The sequence below is a fragment of the Pinisolibacter sp. genome (assembly GCF_036782435.1).
GTDB lineage: Bacteria > Pseudomonadota > Alphaproteobacteria > Rhizobiales > Ancalomicrobiaceae > CALBKH01.
On sequence record NZ_DAIPZB010000006.1, the window covers coordinates 104451 to 119087 of the forward strand.

Consider the following 14637-nt stretch of genomic DNA (forward strand, 5'->3'; position numbering starts at 1 on the left):
CCGCCTCCGGTCGAACCGCTTGCCCGGCTCCATCGGCTCGGACTACGCTTCGCCTTCGTGCTTCGATCGGGACGGAGGGGAACCATCCGTCTCGTGATTCGGACACGCCGAACCATCGGCGAACCGGCGGTCTGCGCGTCCTCACCGCGTCTCTCCACCACTTCTTCGCGACGAAAGGAAGGCGACATGGCTCTGAAGATCGGCGATACCGCCCCCGACTTCGATCTGCCGACCGACGGCGACGGGCGCGTTCGTCTCTCCGATCTGCGCGGCCGGCGGGTCGTCGTCTATTTCTATCCCAAGGACGACACCTCCGGCTGCACCAAGGAGGCGCAGGATTTCACGGCGCTGACGCCGGAGTTCGAGAAGCGCGGCGTCACCGTGATCGGCATCTCGCCCGACGGGCCGAAGAAGCACGAGAAGTTCCGCGCCAAATACGGGCTCGCGGTGACGCTGGCCTCCGACGAGGACAAATCGGTGCTCGAGGCCTGGGGCGTGTGGGTGGAGAAGTCGATGTACGGGCGGAAGTACATGGGCGTCGAGCGCACCACGGTGCTGGTCGATGCCGACGGTAAGGTGGCGGCGATCTGGCCGAAGGTGAAGGTCACCGGGCACGCCGCGGCGGTGTTGAAGGCGCTCGGCTGATCGCCCGCGCCGGTCGAGGGGGGAACGACGATGGCGCATTTTATCGGTGGGTTGATCGCATTCCTGGGCTATTTCGGCGGCGCCGTCGCGTTGGCGGTGATCTACCTGCTGCTCTACGTGCGGATCACGCCGCATCGCGAGTTCGACCTGATCGTCAAGGAGCACAACGCCTCGGCGGCGATCGCGCTCGCGTCGAGCCTCGTCGGTTTCGTCGTGCCGATGGCACGGGCGGTGGCGCAGGCGACCTCGATCGTCGAGTTCGCCGCCTGGGGTCTGGTGGCGTTGGTGGTGCAGATCGGCGCCTACTATGCGGCGCGCCTCGCCCATCCGAACCTGTCGCGGGCGATCGAGGAGAATTCCCTCTCGGCGGCGATCTGGCTCGGCGCGGTGTCGCTCTCCGCCGGCCTGCTTTCGGCCGCCGCCATGACCGAGTGAGGTGCGCCATGGCCCGCACCAAGCGCGAGTTCGGCCGCCGCGGCCCGCCGGTCGTCACCCACCGGCCCGAGGGCCTGCCCGAGGCGAAACCGGCGGACCCGAAGCGCAAGCGCTCGCTGGCGATCTCGCTCTTCTCCGCCGGCGCGCTGGCCGCCGCGGCCACGCATTTCGTCGAGCGCGGATCGACCGAAATCTGCCTTCCCGCGCCCACGGGCAGCGTGGCCACCCCGGCCGGGACCCCGGCGAGTGGCGCGGCGCCGGTGCGGCAGAGCGCCGCACCCGGCTCGCCCACCGCGAACGGTTGCCCGCCCGGCACCGTCAGATCGACGTTGCAGGGCTCTTCCCGCCGGCACGGCTACACCTCCTGGGGTTGGTCGTCGCGTTCCTCCGGCTCGTCGTTCTTCGGCGGATCGTCTTCGTCGACCTCGTCGAGCCATGCGACCACGTCGACGACGCGACGCGGCGGGTTCGGATCGATCGGCTCTTTCCATTTCTCCGGAGGCTCGTGATGCGGCGGATCGCGCTTCCCGCCCGCCCCGACATGCGAGAGCGTCTGGCGGCGATCGACTTCGCCTTTCCCGATGTCGGCGGAGAGCCCTACTGGGTCGAAGACGCCCATTACGCCTTCACCCTCGACCAGATCGAGAGCGACATCGAAGCGCCGACGGAGGTGCTGGGTCGGCTCTGCGAGAGCCTCGTCGATCGGGTGATCGCCGACGAGAAGCTGCTCGCCCGGCTGCGCATCCCGGAACAGGCCTGGGACCTGATCGCCGAGAGCCGCCGGCGTGACGATCCCACCCTCTACGGCCGCTTCGACTTCGTCTACGACGGCCACGGCCCGGCGAAACTGCTGGAGTTCAACGCCGACACGCCGACGGCGCTGCACGAGGCGTCGGTCGTGCAGTGGATGTGGCTCTCCGATCAGCTCGAGCGCGGCAAGCTGCGCGAAGGCACCGATCAGTTCAATTCGATCCACGAGCGCCTGATCGAGCGCCTCGCTTCGATCGTCCCCGAAGGCCACCTGCATCTGACCGGCCAGACCGAGAGCGTCGAGGATACCGGGACGATCGCCTATCTCGCCGATTGCGCCACGGCGGCCGGGCTCGGCGCGACCATCCTCGACATCGCCGAGGTGGGGCTCGCCGGCGATCGCTTCGTCGATCTCGACGAGCGGCCGATCGATCGGCTGTTCAAGCTCTACCCCTGGGAATGGCTCTTCGCCGAAGAGTTCGGCCGCACCCCGGCGATGGCGACGACCCGATTCGTTGAGCCGCCGTGGCGCGCCATCCTCTCCAACAAGGGCATCCTGCCGCTCCTGTGGGAAATGGCGCCGGGGCACCCCAACCTGCTGCCCGCCTTCTTCGACGACGACCCGCGAGCCGAGCGTCTGGGCGCCTCGCACGTCCGCAAGCCGCTCTATTCGCGCGAGGGCGGCAACGTCGAACTGGTCGACGGGCGCGCGCCGGTCGAGCGCACCGGCGGCGACTACGGCGCCGAGGGTTTCGTCGTCCAGGCGGCGCGTCCGCTGCCCAATTTCGACGGCTTCTACCCGGTCCTCGGCAGCTGGTTGGTCGGCCACCAGCCGTGCGGTCTCGGCATCCGCGAGGACTTCACGCGGATCACCACCGACCGCTCGCGCTTCCTGCCGCACATCATTCTCGCCTGACCCCGGCGACCACCCTTCCGCCTGAAATGCAAAGGAATATTAACCTTAACCGACTGTAATCGGTGGCGTCTCGAAACCCAGGACGAGCCGCCTCGCGATGACCTCTCCGGACGACCATCCCCGCCCCTTCGGACGCCGCAAGGAACGCCATCGGGTCACGATCGTCCACGGCGACCGTGTCCGCGCCTTCCAGATCGACATGGGGTGGCTGACCGCGGGTGCGGCGGTCGTCGGCGTCTTCTCCCTCGCCTACGTCGCGGCCACCGGCTACCTCTTCTTCCGGGACGACATCCTCAACGGCGCCATCTCGCGTCAGGTCCGACAGGCTCGGGCCTACGAGGACCGGGTGGCGACACTGCGGGCCGAGATCGACCGGATCAACGGGCGCCAGTTGATGGATCAGGAGGCCTTCGAGGCCAAGATCGACACCCTGCTCAAGCGTCAGGCGACCCTCGGCGAAGCCCAGTCGCGCATCGGCGCTCTGGTCGACCGGGCCGCGGCGGCCGGCGTACGCCTCGTGCCGGGGCCGGCGACCGGGTCGGTCACGCCGATCGACCAGCCGCTCGATGCGGTGGTCCCCAGCGTCGATGCCGCCCGGCCGAAGGCGCCGCCGCCGCTCGACGTCGACCGCTTCGCCACGCCGCTGCGCTCGTCGTGGAACTTCCCCTTCGTGTCGCCCGCGCATGCCGGCATCGCGGTGCGTGGCGCGTCGGTCGGTCTCAGGATCGCCGAGGTCGAGAAGACGCTCGACGGATTCGAGCGCCTGCAGAGCCGGACGTTGAGCGATCTCGCGCGCCTCGCCGAAGCCGACGTCACCAAGGCCGGGCGGCTCCTCGGCCGCCTCGGTTTCCGCGTCGCCGATGCGCCCCATCCCAAGCCGAAGCCGACGGGCGGCGAAGCCGTCGGCGGCCCGTTCGTTCCTTTCGATGCGACTGATGCCGCGGAGCGTGCCGATGTCGCTCTCACCCGCCTCGACCGGATCCGGCGCGCCGCCGCCCGCCTGCCACTCGGTCGGCCGATCCGGGGCGACACCACGACGACGTCGAATTTCGGCAGCCGCATCGATCCCTTCCTCGGCACGCCGGCCCTCCACACCGGGATGGACTTCCGCGCCGAGACCGGCGATCCGGTCCACGTCACCGGACCCGGCACGGTGGTCGCGGCGGGGGGCATGGGTGGGTACGGCCTCTGTGTCGACGTCGACCACGGCAACGGCGTCGTCACCCGCTACGGCCATCTGTCGCGCATCTCGGTCGAAAAGGGCCGTTCGTTGAAGGCGGGCGACGTCGTCGGTCTCGCCGGCTCCACCGGCCGTTCCACCGGGCCGCATCTCCACTACGAGACCCGCGTCGCCGGCGATCCGGTCGACCCCGGCCCGTGGCTCGAAGCCGGGCGCGAACTCGGATTCTGAGACGCGTCGCGCGACACCGGAGCGGACGGGCGCTCAGCGATAGCGATAGGCGACGATCTGGGGATGCGTTGCGGTGCCGTCGGGGCTCGAGACGATCCATTTGGCGCCATCGGACTCGCAATCGACGATGAAGGAGCCGAGCGCCTTCTTCTGCTTGCGGTCGCTGCCGAACCATTTGGCCGCGCGCTCGAAGACGAACTTCTCCGATTTCACCGCGATGCCGCAGACCGAGACCTCGCCGGCTGCCGGCATGGTGACGAGGATCGAGCCCAGAGCTGCGAGACCGCCGATGCGGATCATGGGGGCACTCCCTCTGCTGGTTCGTTCATCCTGGCCCCGGGGCGACCCGGCCGCAAGGCCGTCCGCGAAATCCTCAGGCGGTGGCGAGCCATGTCCAGGCCAGAAGCACCACGCCGAGGGCGATGCGATACCAGGCGAAGACGCTCAGGGTGTGGTGGGCGACGTAGCGGATCAGGAACTTCACCACGACGATCGCCGAGACGAAGGCGGTGACGAAGCCGACGACGATGGTGACGAAGTCGCCGAAGCTGAGCGACGCCCCGTTCTTGGCGAGATCGAGCACCGTCGCGCCGAGCATGGTCGGCATGGCGAGGAAGAAGGAGAACTCGGTCGCCGCCGTGCGGCTGGCGCCGAACACCATGCCGCCGACGATGGTCGCGCCCGAGCGCGACACGCCGGGGATCATCGAGACCACCTGGGCGAGGCCGATGCCGAAGGCCTGGAACCAGCCGATCTCTTCCATCGTCCGCGAGGCGATCGGCCTTTCGCGGCGCTCCACCCACAGGATGATCAGACCGCCGACGACCAGCGAGATCGACACGACGGTCGGATTGAACAGAACCGCCTTGATCGTCTTGATGAACAGGATGCCGAAGACGACCGACGGCAGGAAGGCGACGAGCACCACCCCGGCGAAGCGTAGCGCCGCCGGATCGCGCGCCAGGACGCCGCGCACCAGGGTCAGGATCTTCTCGCGGTAGAGCCAGCACACCGCCAGGATGGCGCCGAGCTGGATCACCACCTCGAAGACCTTGCCCGAGCCGGAGTAGAAATTCAGCCAATCGCCGGCGAGGATCAGATGGCCGGTCGAGGACACCGGCAGGAATTCGGTCAGTCCTTCGACGATGCCGAGGACGAAGGCCTTGATCAGATGAACGAGTTCCATGGGCGCCCCCGGCTGCGTCGCGTGACCGACGTCGGGAGACGACGGTCTCCCCCGGGATCGCCCCGCCCGGCGGACCCCGTCCCTCGTCTCTAACGCGAAATGTTTGTCGAATTCTCACCCGGCGGGGGCGCCGTGGCCGGAAAAGCCGGCCGCGGGCGCTTTCGTGCGTCTTCGCCTCATACTGGGCTCATGAAATTCGGACTCGTCCGAGTTTCATGAGCGTCACGGCCTGGCCGGCCGACGCCCGTTCGGGCTTGCCTTCGCCGACGATGTTTCGAAAAGGTCGAAACATCGTCGGCTCGGTATCAGTCGATGTCGGCGACCGCGTCGACCGAGCCGCCCTTCACCCGGGCGGCGAGCGAGGCCTCCATGAAGGCGTCGAGGTCGCCGTCGAGGACGCGCTGCGGATCGGTGGTCTGCACGCCGGTCCGGAGGTCCTTGACCATCTGGTAGGGCTGCAGGACGTAGGAGCGGATCTGGTGGCCCCAGCCGATGTCGGTCTTGGCGGCGGCTTCGGCGTTGGCCTTGGCCTCGCGCTTCTCCAGTTCGACCTCGTAGAGGCGCGACCTCAGCATCTCCCAGGCCTTGGCCCGGTTCTTGTGCTGCGAGCGCTCGGCCTGACAGGCGACCGCGATGCCGGTCGGAATGTGGGTCAGGCGCACCGCCGAGTCGGTGGTGTTGACGTGCTGGCCGCCGGCGCCGGACGAGCGATAGGTGTCGACCCGCACATCCGATTCCGGGATGTCGATGTCGATACTGTCGTCGACCACCGGGTAGACCCAGGCCGAGGCGAAGGACGTGTGGCGCCGCGCCGCCGAATCGTACGGCGAGATGCGGACCAGACGGTGGACCCCCGACTCGGTCTTGAGCCAACCGTAGGCGGCCTCGCCCTTGATGATATAGGTGACGGACTTGAGACCCGCCTCTTCGCCCTCCGAGGCTTCGACCACTTCGACCTTGTAGCCGCGCCGTTCGGCCCAGCGCACGTACATGCGCGCCAGCATCTCGGCCCAGTCCTGGGACTCGGTGCCGCCGGCGCCCGCGTGGATTTCGAGATAGGTGTCGTTGCCGTCGGCTTCGCCGGAGAGCAACGCGTCGACCTGACGCTTGGCGACGTCGACGCCGAGCTGCTTCAGCGCGTTCTCCGCTTCCGCCACGACCTCGGCGTCGTCTTCCATCTCACCGAGTTCGAGCAGCCCGACGTTGTCGTCGAGGTCGCGGGTGATGCCCTGGACGATGTCGACCGATTTCGCCAGCTGATCGCGTTCGCGCATCAGCTTCTGAGCCCGGGTCGGGTCGTTCCACAGATCGGGAGATTCGGAGAGCGCGTTGAGCTCGTCCAGTCGTTTCAGAGCGACATCCCAGTCAAAGATGCCTCCTCAGCAGGCTGAGAGCCTGCTGGATCTCGTCCACGACGGACTGGATCTCTGCCTTCATCGGACTTCACCTTCGTGATCTCGGCCTCGGCGGCGAGCGCCCCGGGCGATGGGCGCGGACCATACCGAGGCGGGTCGGTGGTGTAAACGTCGAAAGACACCGGTCGGGTACCCCGGGAATCGAACCGCCGCCCGGGGGGAGCGGGCGGCGGTCGTCTCTGCGGCAGGACCGGATCAGGCGGCGCTGCGAGATCCTTGCGCGACTTCGCGGGCGCTCATCAGGAAGCGGCGCACCGAGTCCTGCAGACGCTCGGTCTGGTGCGCCAGATCGTCGGACGCGCCGGCGACGTCGGCCGCGGCGCGCCCGGTGGCGCCGGCGGCGGCGACCACCGTGGTGACGTTGGCGGAGACGTCGTCGGTGGCGGTGGAGGCCATCTGCATCGAGCGAGAGATCTCGTGGGTGGCCGAGATCTGCTGCTGCACGGCCGCGGAGATCGCCGCCGCCGCGGCGCCGATCTCGTCGATGACGCCGGTGATGCCGGAGATCGACTGCATGCAGCGGTCGGCGCGCGATTCCACCGCGCGGATGCGATCGGCGATCGCGTCGGTGGCGGTGGCGGTCTGATCGGCCAGCGCCTTGACCTCGATGGCGACCACGCCGAAGCCCTTGCCGGCCTCGCCGGCGCGGGCCGCCTCGATGGTGGCGTTGAGGGCGAGGAGCTTGGTCTGCTCGGCGACCTGACGGATCAGATCGAGGACGCCGACGATGTCGCCGACCGCATGGGTCAGGTCGGCGATCGCTTCACGCGAGTCGGTCGCCTGATGATGAGCGTGGTCGGAGACGATGCGGGCGCGTTCGGCCTGCTGGGCGATGTCCTCGACCGCCGCGGTCAATTCTTCGGTCGCCGCCGCCACCGTCGCCACGGTCACCGAGGTCTCCTCGGCCGCGGCCCCGATGGTGGTGGTGCGGTGTTCGGTGTCGTCGGCGGAGGAGCGCATCTGGTCGGCCGAACGCGACAGACCGTGCACCGCCTCGCCGAGCGACCCGGTGACGCCGCCGATCGTGTCCTCGAACTCGCGCATCACCCGGCCGAAGCCGCGCAGACGCCCTTCGATCGCCGACACCGCCTCGTTCATGGTGCGCGAGGCGAGACCGTAGGTTCCGACCATGCCGGTCTCGATGATGCGGCGATGGTTCTTGCCGTCGCGGACGCAGCCGAGCGTCGCCCGCGCCTCGCGGACGAAGGCGTCGGAGACGTCGAGGATGCGGTTGGTGTCGTTGGCCAGACGCGCGATGTCGCCGGCGTCGTCGAGCAGGATGACGCGCGCTTCGAGATCACCCTTGGCGGCCTTGACCAACACTTGCGAAATTTCGGCGATCGACCGCCGGGCGCGGCGCAGCAGCACCAGTCCGAGCACCGACAGGGTCGTCATGAAGATCAGCATGCCGGCATTGCGCCAATTGATGTCGACGGTGACGTGCAGCACCGAGCCGATCATCATCAGCGCCGTCAGACCGGCGAAGACCCACTCAGCGCGTGAGAGAGAAGACGAATTCGTCATAGGACATTCCCTTGTCACGCAGAAGCTCGAGGACGGCGGTGAAGGAGGCCTGGAGACCGGAGGCGCGATCGCTCGCCTGATCTTCGATGGCCTTGAGCGAGGCATAGAGCGGCTTCACCACTTCGAGTGCCGCCTTCTCGGGGACGCGTCGATTGGAATGGAAGCCGGTGATGCCACCGTCGACGGTGAAGGTCGGCGTGACGTGGGCGAAGACCCAGTAGTGGTCGCCGGTGACCGACATGTTGAGCACATAGGCGAAGATCTCGTTGCCCTCGAGCAACGTGTCCCACAGGAGCTTGAACACCGCGCGCGGCATGTCGGGATGGCGGATGACGGAATGCGGAGCGCCGATCGCCTGCGCCTCGGTGATCCCCGCCAGTTCGAGGAAGATGTCGTTGGCGTAGGTGATGATTCCCTTCGTGTCGGTCTTCGACACGATCACGTCGTCCGGATGAAAGGTCCTCTCGACGCCCGTCGGCCTCACCACCGACGCGAATTTCTGGCGTATCGGTCCAGTCGCCGCGCCGCTTCCCTTTCGCCACAACCCCTGAAGCATCCTCTCCTCCCGATGACATGACCGTCACAATCTGATCGGAGGATGATGAATTTTTCGATAACGCTCCCCTCGCGTCATGCGTCGATCCGAAACGTTTAGGATCAAAAGCGATACACAATTCGCCGTACTCGATCATCGGAAATAGTATCCGAAGTACATGAAATATGCAAAAAGCTATATCTAATCGTATTCTTATACTGCCATAATTGCACGGTGTAGTTGACACATGTGTCACACATGGTGAATGTGCCATATTTATGTGCATAATGTCTACAATTATTGCAGTTACTACATGCGATTGAGCGTCACACGCGGCCGTCACGACATGGCGGCGGCTTTGGTATGGTAGTTGTTCCCGCCGTTGCTCGATCGTTCATCACGGGATTGAAATTACCCTGCGTAATCTGATCGCGCCCGCTGTTGCGACGAGGCCGAACGGAGTGCCGCTTCCAGTCGCGTCCAGGCCGCCGCCTCGCCGGGAAGTCCCAATCTGAGCAGGTCGGGGGCGTGCGGAAAGCGTCGGACGTGGATCCCGGCTTCAGCCAGGTGTTCGGCGAATCGCTCCGCGTTCGAGCTGCGGATCAGGCGGTACAGAGGCGTTCCACCGACGGTCGGGCAGCCGGCCGCCGTGGTGAGCGCATCGAGCCGATCGGCATCCCGCTTCAATCGTGCGACCGCCGCTTCGAGCCAAGGCCGATCCGCCAACGCGGCGCGGCCGATCGCGATCGCCGGGCCCGAGACCGCCCATGGCCCGAAGGCAGCGCGCATCGACCGGGTGAAATCGGCGTCGCCGAGGCAGAAGCCGAGGCGGAGGCCGGCGAGACCCCAGGTCTTGCCGAAGGAGCGCAACACGATCGCGCGACCCATCGGCAGCCGCGGGGCGAGGCTCGCGCCCTCCTCCATCACGTCGACGAAGGCCTCGTCGACGATCAGTCGCCGCCCCGCCGCCGCCATGTCGAGCGCCAGGGCCGCGAGTTCGTCGGTCGAGACCATGCGGCCGTCGGGGTTGTTGGGATTGACCAGGAGACCGATGTCGAAGCGCGCCAGATCGGTCGCCCGCTCGACGATCTCCACCTCACGTCCGGCTTCGCGCCATACCCGCGCATGTTCCTGATAGGTGAAGCCGAGGATGCCGACGCGGGCGCCGGCGAGGAGGCGCGGCAACATCTGGATCGCCGCCTGGGTGCCGGGCGTCGCGGCGACGTGAAATCGGTCGTGGGCGCCGTAGGCCTCCGCCGCGACACGTTCGAGGTCCGACACCTCCGCCGCCTCCGGCAGCCGCGTCCAGGCCTCGGCCGGGATCGGCGGGATCGGATAGGGACAGGGATTGATGCCGGTGGACAGGTCGATCCACGGCTCGGGCGCATCGGGAAAGCGGTTACGAACTTGCGCGAGGTCGCCGCCGTGATAGACGGGGCTCGCGTCCGTTCCCGCCCACCGGTTGCCGCTCGGTTCCATGTCTCTCGCCTCGTCCCTCGCCCCCATGGCCGAACTGGCGCTCGTCGCGGCGGCGATCGAAGCGGCGGTCGGCTGGCCCGTTCCTCTCTACGCCGCGATCGGCCATCCCGTCACCTGGATCGGTGCGCTCGTCGCCCGTCTCGATCGCTCTCTCAACCACGAAGGCGACGCCGACCGCCGTCGACGCCTCCTCGGCGTGGTCGCCCTCCTCGTCCTCCTCACCGTCACCGGAGCCGTCGCGGTGGCGCTCACCGGTGTCGTCGAGGCGCTGCTGCCGGGGGTGCCGGGTCTCGTCGTGCTCGCCGTGTTCGCCGCCAGCCTGCCGGCGCAACGCAGCCTCCATGCTCATGTCGCGGCGGTCGCCGATGCCCTCGACCGCGGCCTCGACGAGGGCCGGCGGGCCGTCTCGATGATCGTCGGGCGCAACCCCGAGAGCCTCGACGAGGCCGGCGTCGCGCGGGCGGCGATCGAGAGCCTCGCCGAGAACTTCTCCGACGGCGTCGTCGCGCCGCTGTTCTGGATGGCTGTCGGCGGCCTGCCCGGCGCGGCGCTCTACAAGGCGGCGAACACCGCCGACAGCATGATCGGCCACAGGACGGACCGACATCGCGCCTTCGGCTGGGCGGCGGCGCGGTTCGACGATCTCGTCAACCTGCCGGCCTCGCGCCTCGCGGCCTTGTGGCTGGTCCTCGCGGCGCTGGTGACGCCGGGCGCGCGGGCCGGCACCGCGCTCCTGACCGCGCTGTGCGACGCGCGCAAACACACCTCGCCCAATGCCGGCTGGCCGGAGGCGGCGATGGCCGGCGCCCTCGGCTTCGCCCTCGCCGGCCCTCGCATCTACGGCGACATCCGCGTCGACGCCGCGACCATGGGCGACGGCCGCCGCAACCTCGGCCCCGACGACATCCGCCGCGCGCTGCGGCTCTACCGCGTGGCGCTGGTGGTGCAGATCCTGGCCCTCGCCTACCTGGCGTTCTTCCTCACCGCGCCAAGCTGAGCAGGCGATCGAGATCGACGTGCGCCGCCACATGGTCGGCGAGCGCGTCGAGGATGCGCTCCACCTCGTCCTCGTAGGCGAGATCGGAGATCGGCGCCCCGAGATCGGCGAGGAGCGCGCGCCGCGCCCGGTCGTCGGCGAAGAGGCCGTGGACGTAGCAGCCGGCGACACGGCCGTCGGCCCGCTCGGCCCCGTCCGGACGCCCGTCGGCGAAGACGAGGAACGGCCGCGCGCAGCCTGTCCCCTCGGTCCGTCCGACGTGCATCTCGTAGCCGGAGACCGGCGCATCGAGCCGCGCGAGGCGCCCGTCGACATGCTCCAGCCGCTTGTCGCCGTCGAGCACCGTCGCGACGTCGAGGAGCCCGAGCCCGGGAACGGTCGCGGGTGGTCCCTCGATGCCGTCGGGATCGGCGATCGTCCGCCCGAGCATCTGATAGCCGCCGCAGATGCCGAGCACCCGCCCGCCACGGCGGACATGCGCGGCGATGTCGACGTCCCAGCCCTCGGCACGCAGGGTGGCGAGATCGGCGATCGTCGCCTTGGAGCCCGGCAGGATCACCAGATCGGCCGCCGCCGGGATCGGTTCGCCGGAGGAGAGCATCACCAGACGGACACCCGGCTCGGCGGCGAGCGGATCGAGATCGTCGAAATTGGAGATGTGCGGCAGGCGCGGCACGACGACGGTGAACGCCCCCTCCCCGGCCGCGCGCCGCTTTTCCAGCACCACGGCGTCCTCGGCCGGCAGCCGCGCGGCCGGGCGGAACCACGGCACGAGCCCCAGCGCCGGCCAACCGGTCTTCTCCTCGATCGTCCGCATCCCCGCTTCGAACAGGCTCGCGTCGCCGCGGAACTTGTTGACCAGGAAGCCGACGACCTGCGCGGCGTCCTCGGGATCGATCACCGCCTTCGTCCCCACCACCTGGGCGATGACGCCACCGCGGTCGATATCGCCGAGGAGGACGACGGGCACGTCCGCCCTCCGGGCGAAGCCCATGTTGGCGATGTCGCCGGCCCTGAGATTGACCTCCGCCGCGCTCCCCGCCCCTTCGACGATCACCAGATCCGCTTCGGTGCGCAGCCGCGCGAAACTCTCGTGTACCGCCGCCTCGAGCCCCGGCTTCCAAGCCTGGAACTCGCGCGCCTTGGCGTTGCCCACGACTCGGCCCTGCACCACCACCTGGGAGCCGACGTCGGACTGCGGCTTGAGCAGCACCGGGTTCATGTGTACCGACGGCGCCACGCGCGCGGCGCGGGCCTGCAGCGCCTGGGCGCGGCCGATCTCGCCGCCGTCGACGGTGACGGCGGCGTTGTTCGACATGTTCTGCGGCTTGAAGGGGCGTACCGTCAGGCCGCGGTTCGCGTAGGCGCGGATCAGCCCGGCGACCATCAGCGATTTGCCGACGTCGGAGCCTGTTCCCTGGATCATCAGCGCTCTGGCGATGTTTCCTGAAGTCACGTGCGAACTCGGCGTCTCAGAATTCGATGCCCGCCTGGGCCTTCACCCCGGCGGCGAAATGATGCTTCACCGCGCCCATCTCGGTGACGAGATCGGCGACTTCGACAAGTTCGGGCTTGGCGTTGCGCCCGGTCACGACGACGTGCAGGTCCGCCCGCCGCGCCGCGAGCGTCGCCACCACCTCGTCGAGGGGGAGGTAATCGTAGCGGAGCGCTATGTTCAATTCGTCGAGGACGACGAGGCGGATGCCCGGATCGGCCATCAGCTCCTTCGCCTTCTCCCAGGCGCGCGTCGCCGCGGCGACGTCGCGGGCGCGATCCTGCGTCTCCCAGGTGAAGCCCTCGCCCATCGTGTGCCACGAGACGAGATCGTCGAAACGCTCGAGCGCGGTGCGCTCGCCGGTCGACCACGCGCCCTTGATGAACTGGACGACGCCGACCCGCCAGCCGTGGCCCAGCGCCCGCAGCACCAGCCCGAAGGCCGCCGTCGACTTCCCCTTACCCGGCCCGGTGTTGACGATCAGCAGCCCCTTCTCGGCGATCGCCTTCGACGCGACCTCGGCATCCTGCACCTCCTTGCGCCTGGCCATCTTCGCCTTGTGGCGGTCGTCGTCGCTCGTGGTCATCGATGGTCCCCGTCGGATCTCGCGCCCGAGAGACCACGCCGCGGCGAGCCGCGCAAGTCCGGCGAAGGCGGGTCTCGCCGCCCGCGGCGTGTGCGGCGTCCCGATCAGCGCAGGAACGGGAACAGAGATCCGGAAACGCGGGTGCCGCCCGTCGGCGCGAACGGACCGGAGCCGGCCGGTGCGCCCGCCGGTCGCGGCTCGGCGACGATCAGGCACCAGTAGACGTCGCCGCGCTTCTTCGGGTTCTCCGCCGAGGCGATGCCCATGCGGGTCATCTCGGCGTCCTTCATGCCGCGGTCGTGCGCCGGGGAGTGCTTCCAGCCGGTGATCGTCTGCTCGATGGTGCGATAGCCCTGTCCGAGGTTCTCGCCGGCGGTGGCGTAGGCGTATCCGGCGGCCTTCAGCCGTTGGTCGAGGCCGCCGTAGGGCGCGAGCGCATGGTTCATCCGCCCGGCCTCGGCGAGGCGGTGGGCGTAGTCGCCGGCGATCCGCACGAGGTCTGCGTCGAGCTCGAGCGCGCCGGCATTGCTCTCCGCCCGATAGGCATTGATCAGCCGTGCCGCCTTCGCCGGATCGACGGGAACGTACGGAACGTCGTCGATCGTCTCGATCAGCGCCGGACCGCGGGCGCAGGCGCTCACCAGTCCGGCGATGCCGAACCCGAGGAGAACCCGGCGGGTCGAACGAAGACGGGGGTGGACGGCGATGGTCATGTCGAGATCCTGCAAGTTCGATCGAGGCGGCCGGTTCCGATCCACCCGGTGAATCGCGCTCGCCGACTCTCAACCCGGTTCGAAGCGGTGTTCCGTCCCTTCGAGGTGACCGGTCACCCATCGACTCGGTTCCGGTTTCGAAAACGGCGACGCGCGGGGCCGACGCGATGCCGGGCCTTCGGACGTCACATTTTCCCCGAACGGCCTCCGCGGCGAAGTCGAGCCGGCGCCGACGCCCGTGCGAACATCGCGGATATGCGGATATCACGGCGGAACGAGGACGCGGGAAACTCACCGGGGAAGGCCGAAGCCGCCGCCTCGATCCCCGTTGCGTCGCTCGCCCCCTCCCCCGTCCCGGTCGCCGCCGCACCATCGTGCGCATTCTCGCCGATGGCGACGACGAGGAGTTCGCGTGACTCTTGAAATGAGCCCCCCCTTCGGGCATAGAGATCCGCGCCGGAGACGTGGCCGAGAGGCTGAAGGCACTCGTTTGCTAAATGAGCGTACCCCCAAAAGGGTACCGAGGGTTCGAATCCCTCCGTCTCCGCCA

At 68.6% G+C, this 14637-nt stretch carries 15 protein-coding genes and 1 tRNA gene; 7 read left to right on the top strand and 9 right to left on the bottom strand.

The window, feature by feature from the left end:
• The first annotated feature begins 186 nt into the window (after positions 1–186).
• The 5 genes from bcp to V7Q42_RS04145 all read left to right on the top strand — a co-directional run bounded on the left by bcp (position 187) and on the right by V7Q42_RS04145 (position 4157).
• The gene (gene bcp / locus V7Q42_RS04125) at positions 187–645 is read left to right on the top strand and encodes a thioredoxin-dependent thiol peroxidase (protein ID WP_333822632.1); all 459 of its coding nucleotides are present in this window, start codon (positions 187–189) and stop codon (positions 643–645) included.
• Positions 646–675: 30 nt separating this feature from the next.
• Positions 676–1080, top strand: coding sequence for a DUF350 domain-containing protein (locus V7Q42_RS04130; RefSeq protein ID WP_333822633.1), 405 nt, complete (start codon positions 676–678; stop codon positions 1078–1080).
• An 8-nt stretch (positions 1081–1088) separates the two neighbouring features.
• Entirely contained in the window at positions 1089–1589 is a 501-nt protein-coding gene (locus V7Q42_RS04135) for a hypothetical protein (protein ID WP_333822634.1), read from the top strand.
• Entirely contained in the window at positions 1589–2746 is a 1158-nt protein-coding gene (locus V7Q42_RS04140; RefSeq protein ID WP_333822635.1) for a glutathionylspermidine synthase family protein, read from the top strand. The genes V7Q42_RS04135 and V7Q42_RS04140 overlap by 1 nt, the downstream gene beginning before the upstream one ends.
• 97 nt (positions 2747–2843) lie before the next feature.
• Positions 2844–4157 carry a M23 family metallopeptidase gene (locus tag V7Q42_RS04145; protein WP_333822636.1) on the top strand — a complete coding sequence of 438 codons (1314 nt, stop codon included), beginning with the start codon at positions 2844–2846 and terminating at the stop codon, positions 4155–4157.
• Between the two features lie 33 nt (positions 4158–4190).
• Here V7Q42_RS04145 and V7Q42_RS04150 read toward each other — a convergent pair whose 3' ends face one another.
• The 6 genes from V7Q42_RS04150 to cobD all read right to left on the bottom strand — a co-directional run bounded on the left by V7Q42_RS04150 (position 4191) and on the right by cobD (position 10296).
• Positions 4191–4457 (bottom strand): hypothetical protein, encoded by a 267-nt coding sequence (locus tag V7Q42_RS04150; protein ID WP_333822637.1) that lies wholly within the window; start codon positions 4455–4457, stop codon positions 4191–4193.
• A 73-nt stretch (positions 4458–4530) separates the two neighbouring features.
• Entirely contained in the window at positions 4531–5343 is an 813-nt protein-coding gene (locus tag V7Q42_RS04155) for an undecaprenyl-diphosphate phosphatase (protein WP_333822639.1), read from the bottom strand.
• A gap of 305 nt (positions 5344–5648) precedes the next feature.
• A protein-coding gene (prfB, locus tag V7Q42_RS04160; protein ID WP_333822640.1) for a peptide chain release factor 2 occupies positions 5649–6780 on the bottom strand; the annotation gives its coding sequence in 2 pieces (ribosomal slippage) (positions 5649–6710 and positions 6712–6780; 1131 coding nt in all).
• 173 nt (positions 6781–6953) lie between these two features.
• The gene (locus V7Q42_RS04165) at positions 6954–8282 is read right to left on the bottom strand and encodes a methyl-accepting chemotaxis protein (protein WP_333822641.1); all 1329 of its coding nucleotides are present in this window, start codon (positions 8280–8282) and stop codon (positions 6954–6956) included.
• Complete coding sequence (locus V7Q42_RS04170) at positions 8251–8718, bottom strand: PAS domain-containing protein (protein ID WP_333822642.1); 468 nt, start codon at positions 8716–8718, stop codon at positions 8251–8253. The genes V7Q42_RS04165 and V7Q42_RS04170 overlap by 32 nt, the downstream gene beginning before the upstream one ends.
• 510 nt (positions 8719–9228) lie before the next feature.
• Complete coding sequence (cobD, locus tag V7Q42_RS04175; protein WP_333822643.1) at positions 9229–10296, bottom strand: threonine-phosphate decarboxylase CobD; 1068 nt, start codon at positions 10294–10296, stop codon at positions 9229–9231.
• Between cobD and cbiB the strand changes: the two genes are divergently transcribed.
• Positions 10295–11293 (top strand): adenosylcobinamide-phosphate synthase CbiB, encoded by a 999-nt coding sequence (cbiB, locus tag V7Q42_RS04180; RefSeq protein ID WP_333822644.1) that lies wholly within the window; start codon positions 10295–10297, stop codon positions 11291–11293. The genes cobD and cbiB overlap by 2 nt on opposite strands.
• Here cbiB and V7Q42_RS04185 read toward each other — a convergent pair.
• The 3 genes from V7Q42_RS04185 to V7Q42_RS04195 all read right to left on the bottom strand — a co-directional run bounded on the left by V7Q42_RS04185 (position 11277) and on the right by V7Q42_RS04195 (position 14087).
• A complete protein-coding gene (locus V7Q42_RS04185) occupies positions 11277–12719 on the bottom strand; it encodes a cobyric acid synthase (protein ID WP_333822658.1) in 1443 nt (480 codons plus the stop codon). The genes cbiB and V7Q42_RS04185 overlap by 17 nt on opposite strands.
• Before the next feature lie 46 nt (positions 12720–12765).
• Complete coding sequence (gene cobO / locus V7Q42_RS04190) at positions 12766–13374, bottom strand: cob(I)yrinic acid a,c-diamide adenosyltransferase (RefSeq protein WP_333822646.1); 609 nt, start codon at positions 13372–13374, stop codon at positions 12766–12768.
• Between the two features lie 104 nt (positions 13375–13478).
• Positions 13479–14087, bottom strand: a complete 609-nt coding sequence (locus V7Q42_RS04195) for a CAP domain-containing protein (protein WP_333822648.1) — start codon at positions 14085–14087, stop codon at positions 13479–13481.
• A gap of 458 nt (positions 14088–14545) precedes the next feature.
• Between V7Q42_RS04195 and V7Q42_RS04200 the strand changes: the two genes are divergently transcribed.
• A tRNA-Ser gene (locus tag V7Q42_RS04200) sits at positions 14546–14637 on the top strand.

What these genes read in the sequence shown, in the direction of transcription:
- bcp (WP_333822632.1), top strand. Translation starts at nt 187, where the DNA reads ATGGCTCTGAAGATCGGCGATACCGCCCCCGACTTCGATCTGCCGACC.
- V7Q42_RS04150 (WP_333822637.1), bottom strand. Translation starts at nt 4,457, where the DNA reads ATGATCCGCATCGGCGGTCTCGCAGCTCTGGGCTCGATCCTCGTCACC.
- cbiB (WP_333822644.1), top strand. Translation starts at nt 10,295, where the DNA reads ATGTCTCTCGCCTCGTCCCTCGCCCCCATGGCCGAACTGGCGCTCGTC.
- V7Q42_RS04185 (WP_333822658.1), bottom strand. Translation starts at nt 12,719, where the DNA reads ATGATCCAGGGAACAGGCTCCGACGTCGGCAAATCGCTGATGGTCGCC.
- V7Q42_RS04135 (WP_333822634.1), top strand. Translation starts at nt 1,089, where the DNA reads ATGGCCCGCACCAAGCGCGAGTTCGGCCGCCGCGGCCCGCCGGTCGTC.
- V7Q42_RS04140 (WP_333822635.1), top strand. Translation starts at nt 1,589, where the DNA reads ATGCGGCGGATCGCGCTTCCCGCCCGCCCCGACATGCGAGAGCGTCTG.
- V7Q42_RS04155 (WP_333822639.1), bottom strand. Translation starts at nt 5,343, where the DNA reads ATGGAACTCGTTCATCTGATCAAGGCCTTCGTCCTCGGCATCGTCGAA.
- V7Q42_RS04195 (WP_333822648.1), bottom strand. Translation starts at nt 14,087, where the DNA reads ATGACCATCGCCGTCCACCCCCGTCTTCGTTCGACCCGCCGGGTTCTC.
- V7Q42_RS04130 (WP_333822633.1), top strand. Translation starts at nt 676, where the DNA reads ATGGCGCATTTTATCGGTGGGTTGATCGCATTCCTGGGCTATTTCGGC.
- V7Q42_RS04165 (WP_333822641.1), bottom strand. Translation starts at nt 8,282, where the DNA reads ATGACGAATTCGTCTTCTCTCTCACGCGCTGAGTGGGTCTTCGCCGGT.
- cobO (WP_333822646.1), bottom strand. Translation starts at nt 13,374, where the DNA reads ATGACCACGAGCGACGACGACCGCCACAAGGCGAAGATGGCCAGGCGC.
- cobD (WP_333822643.1), bottom strand. Translation starts at nt 10,296, where the DNA reads ATGGAACCGAGCGGCAACCGGTGGGCGGGAACGGACGCGAGCCCCGTC.
- V7Q42_RS04145 (WP_333822636.1), top strand. Translation starts at nt 2,844, where the DNA reads ATGACCTCTCCGGACGACCATCCCCGCCCCTTCGGACGCCGCAAGGAA.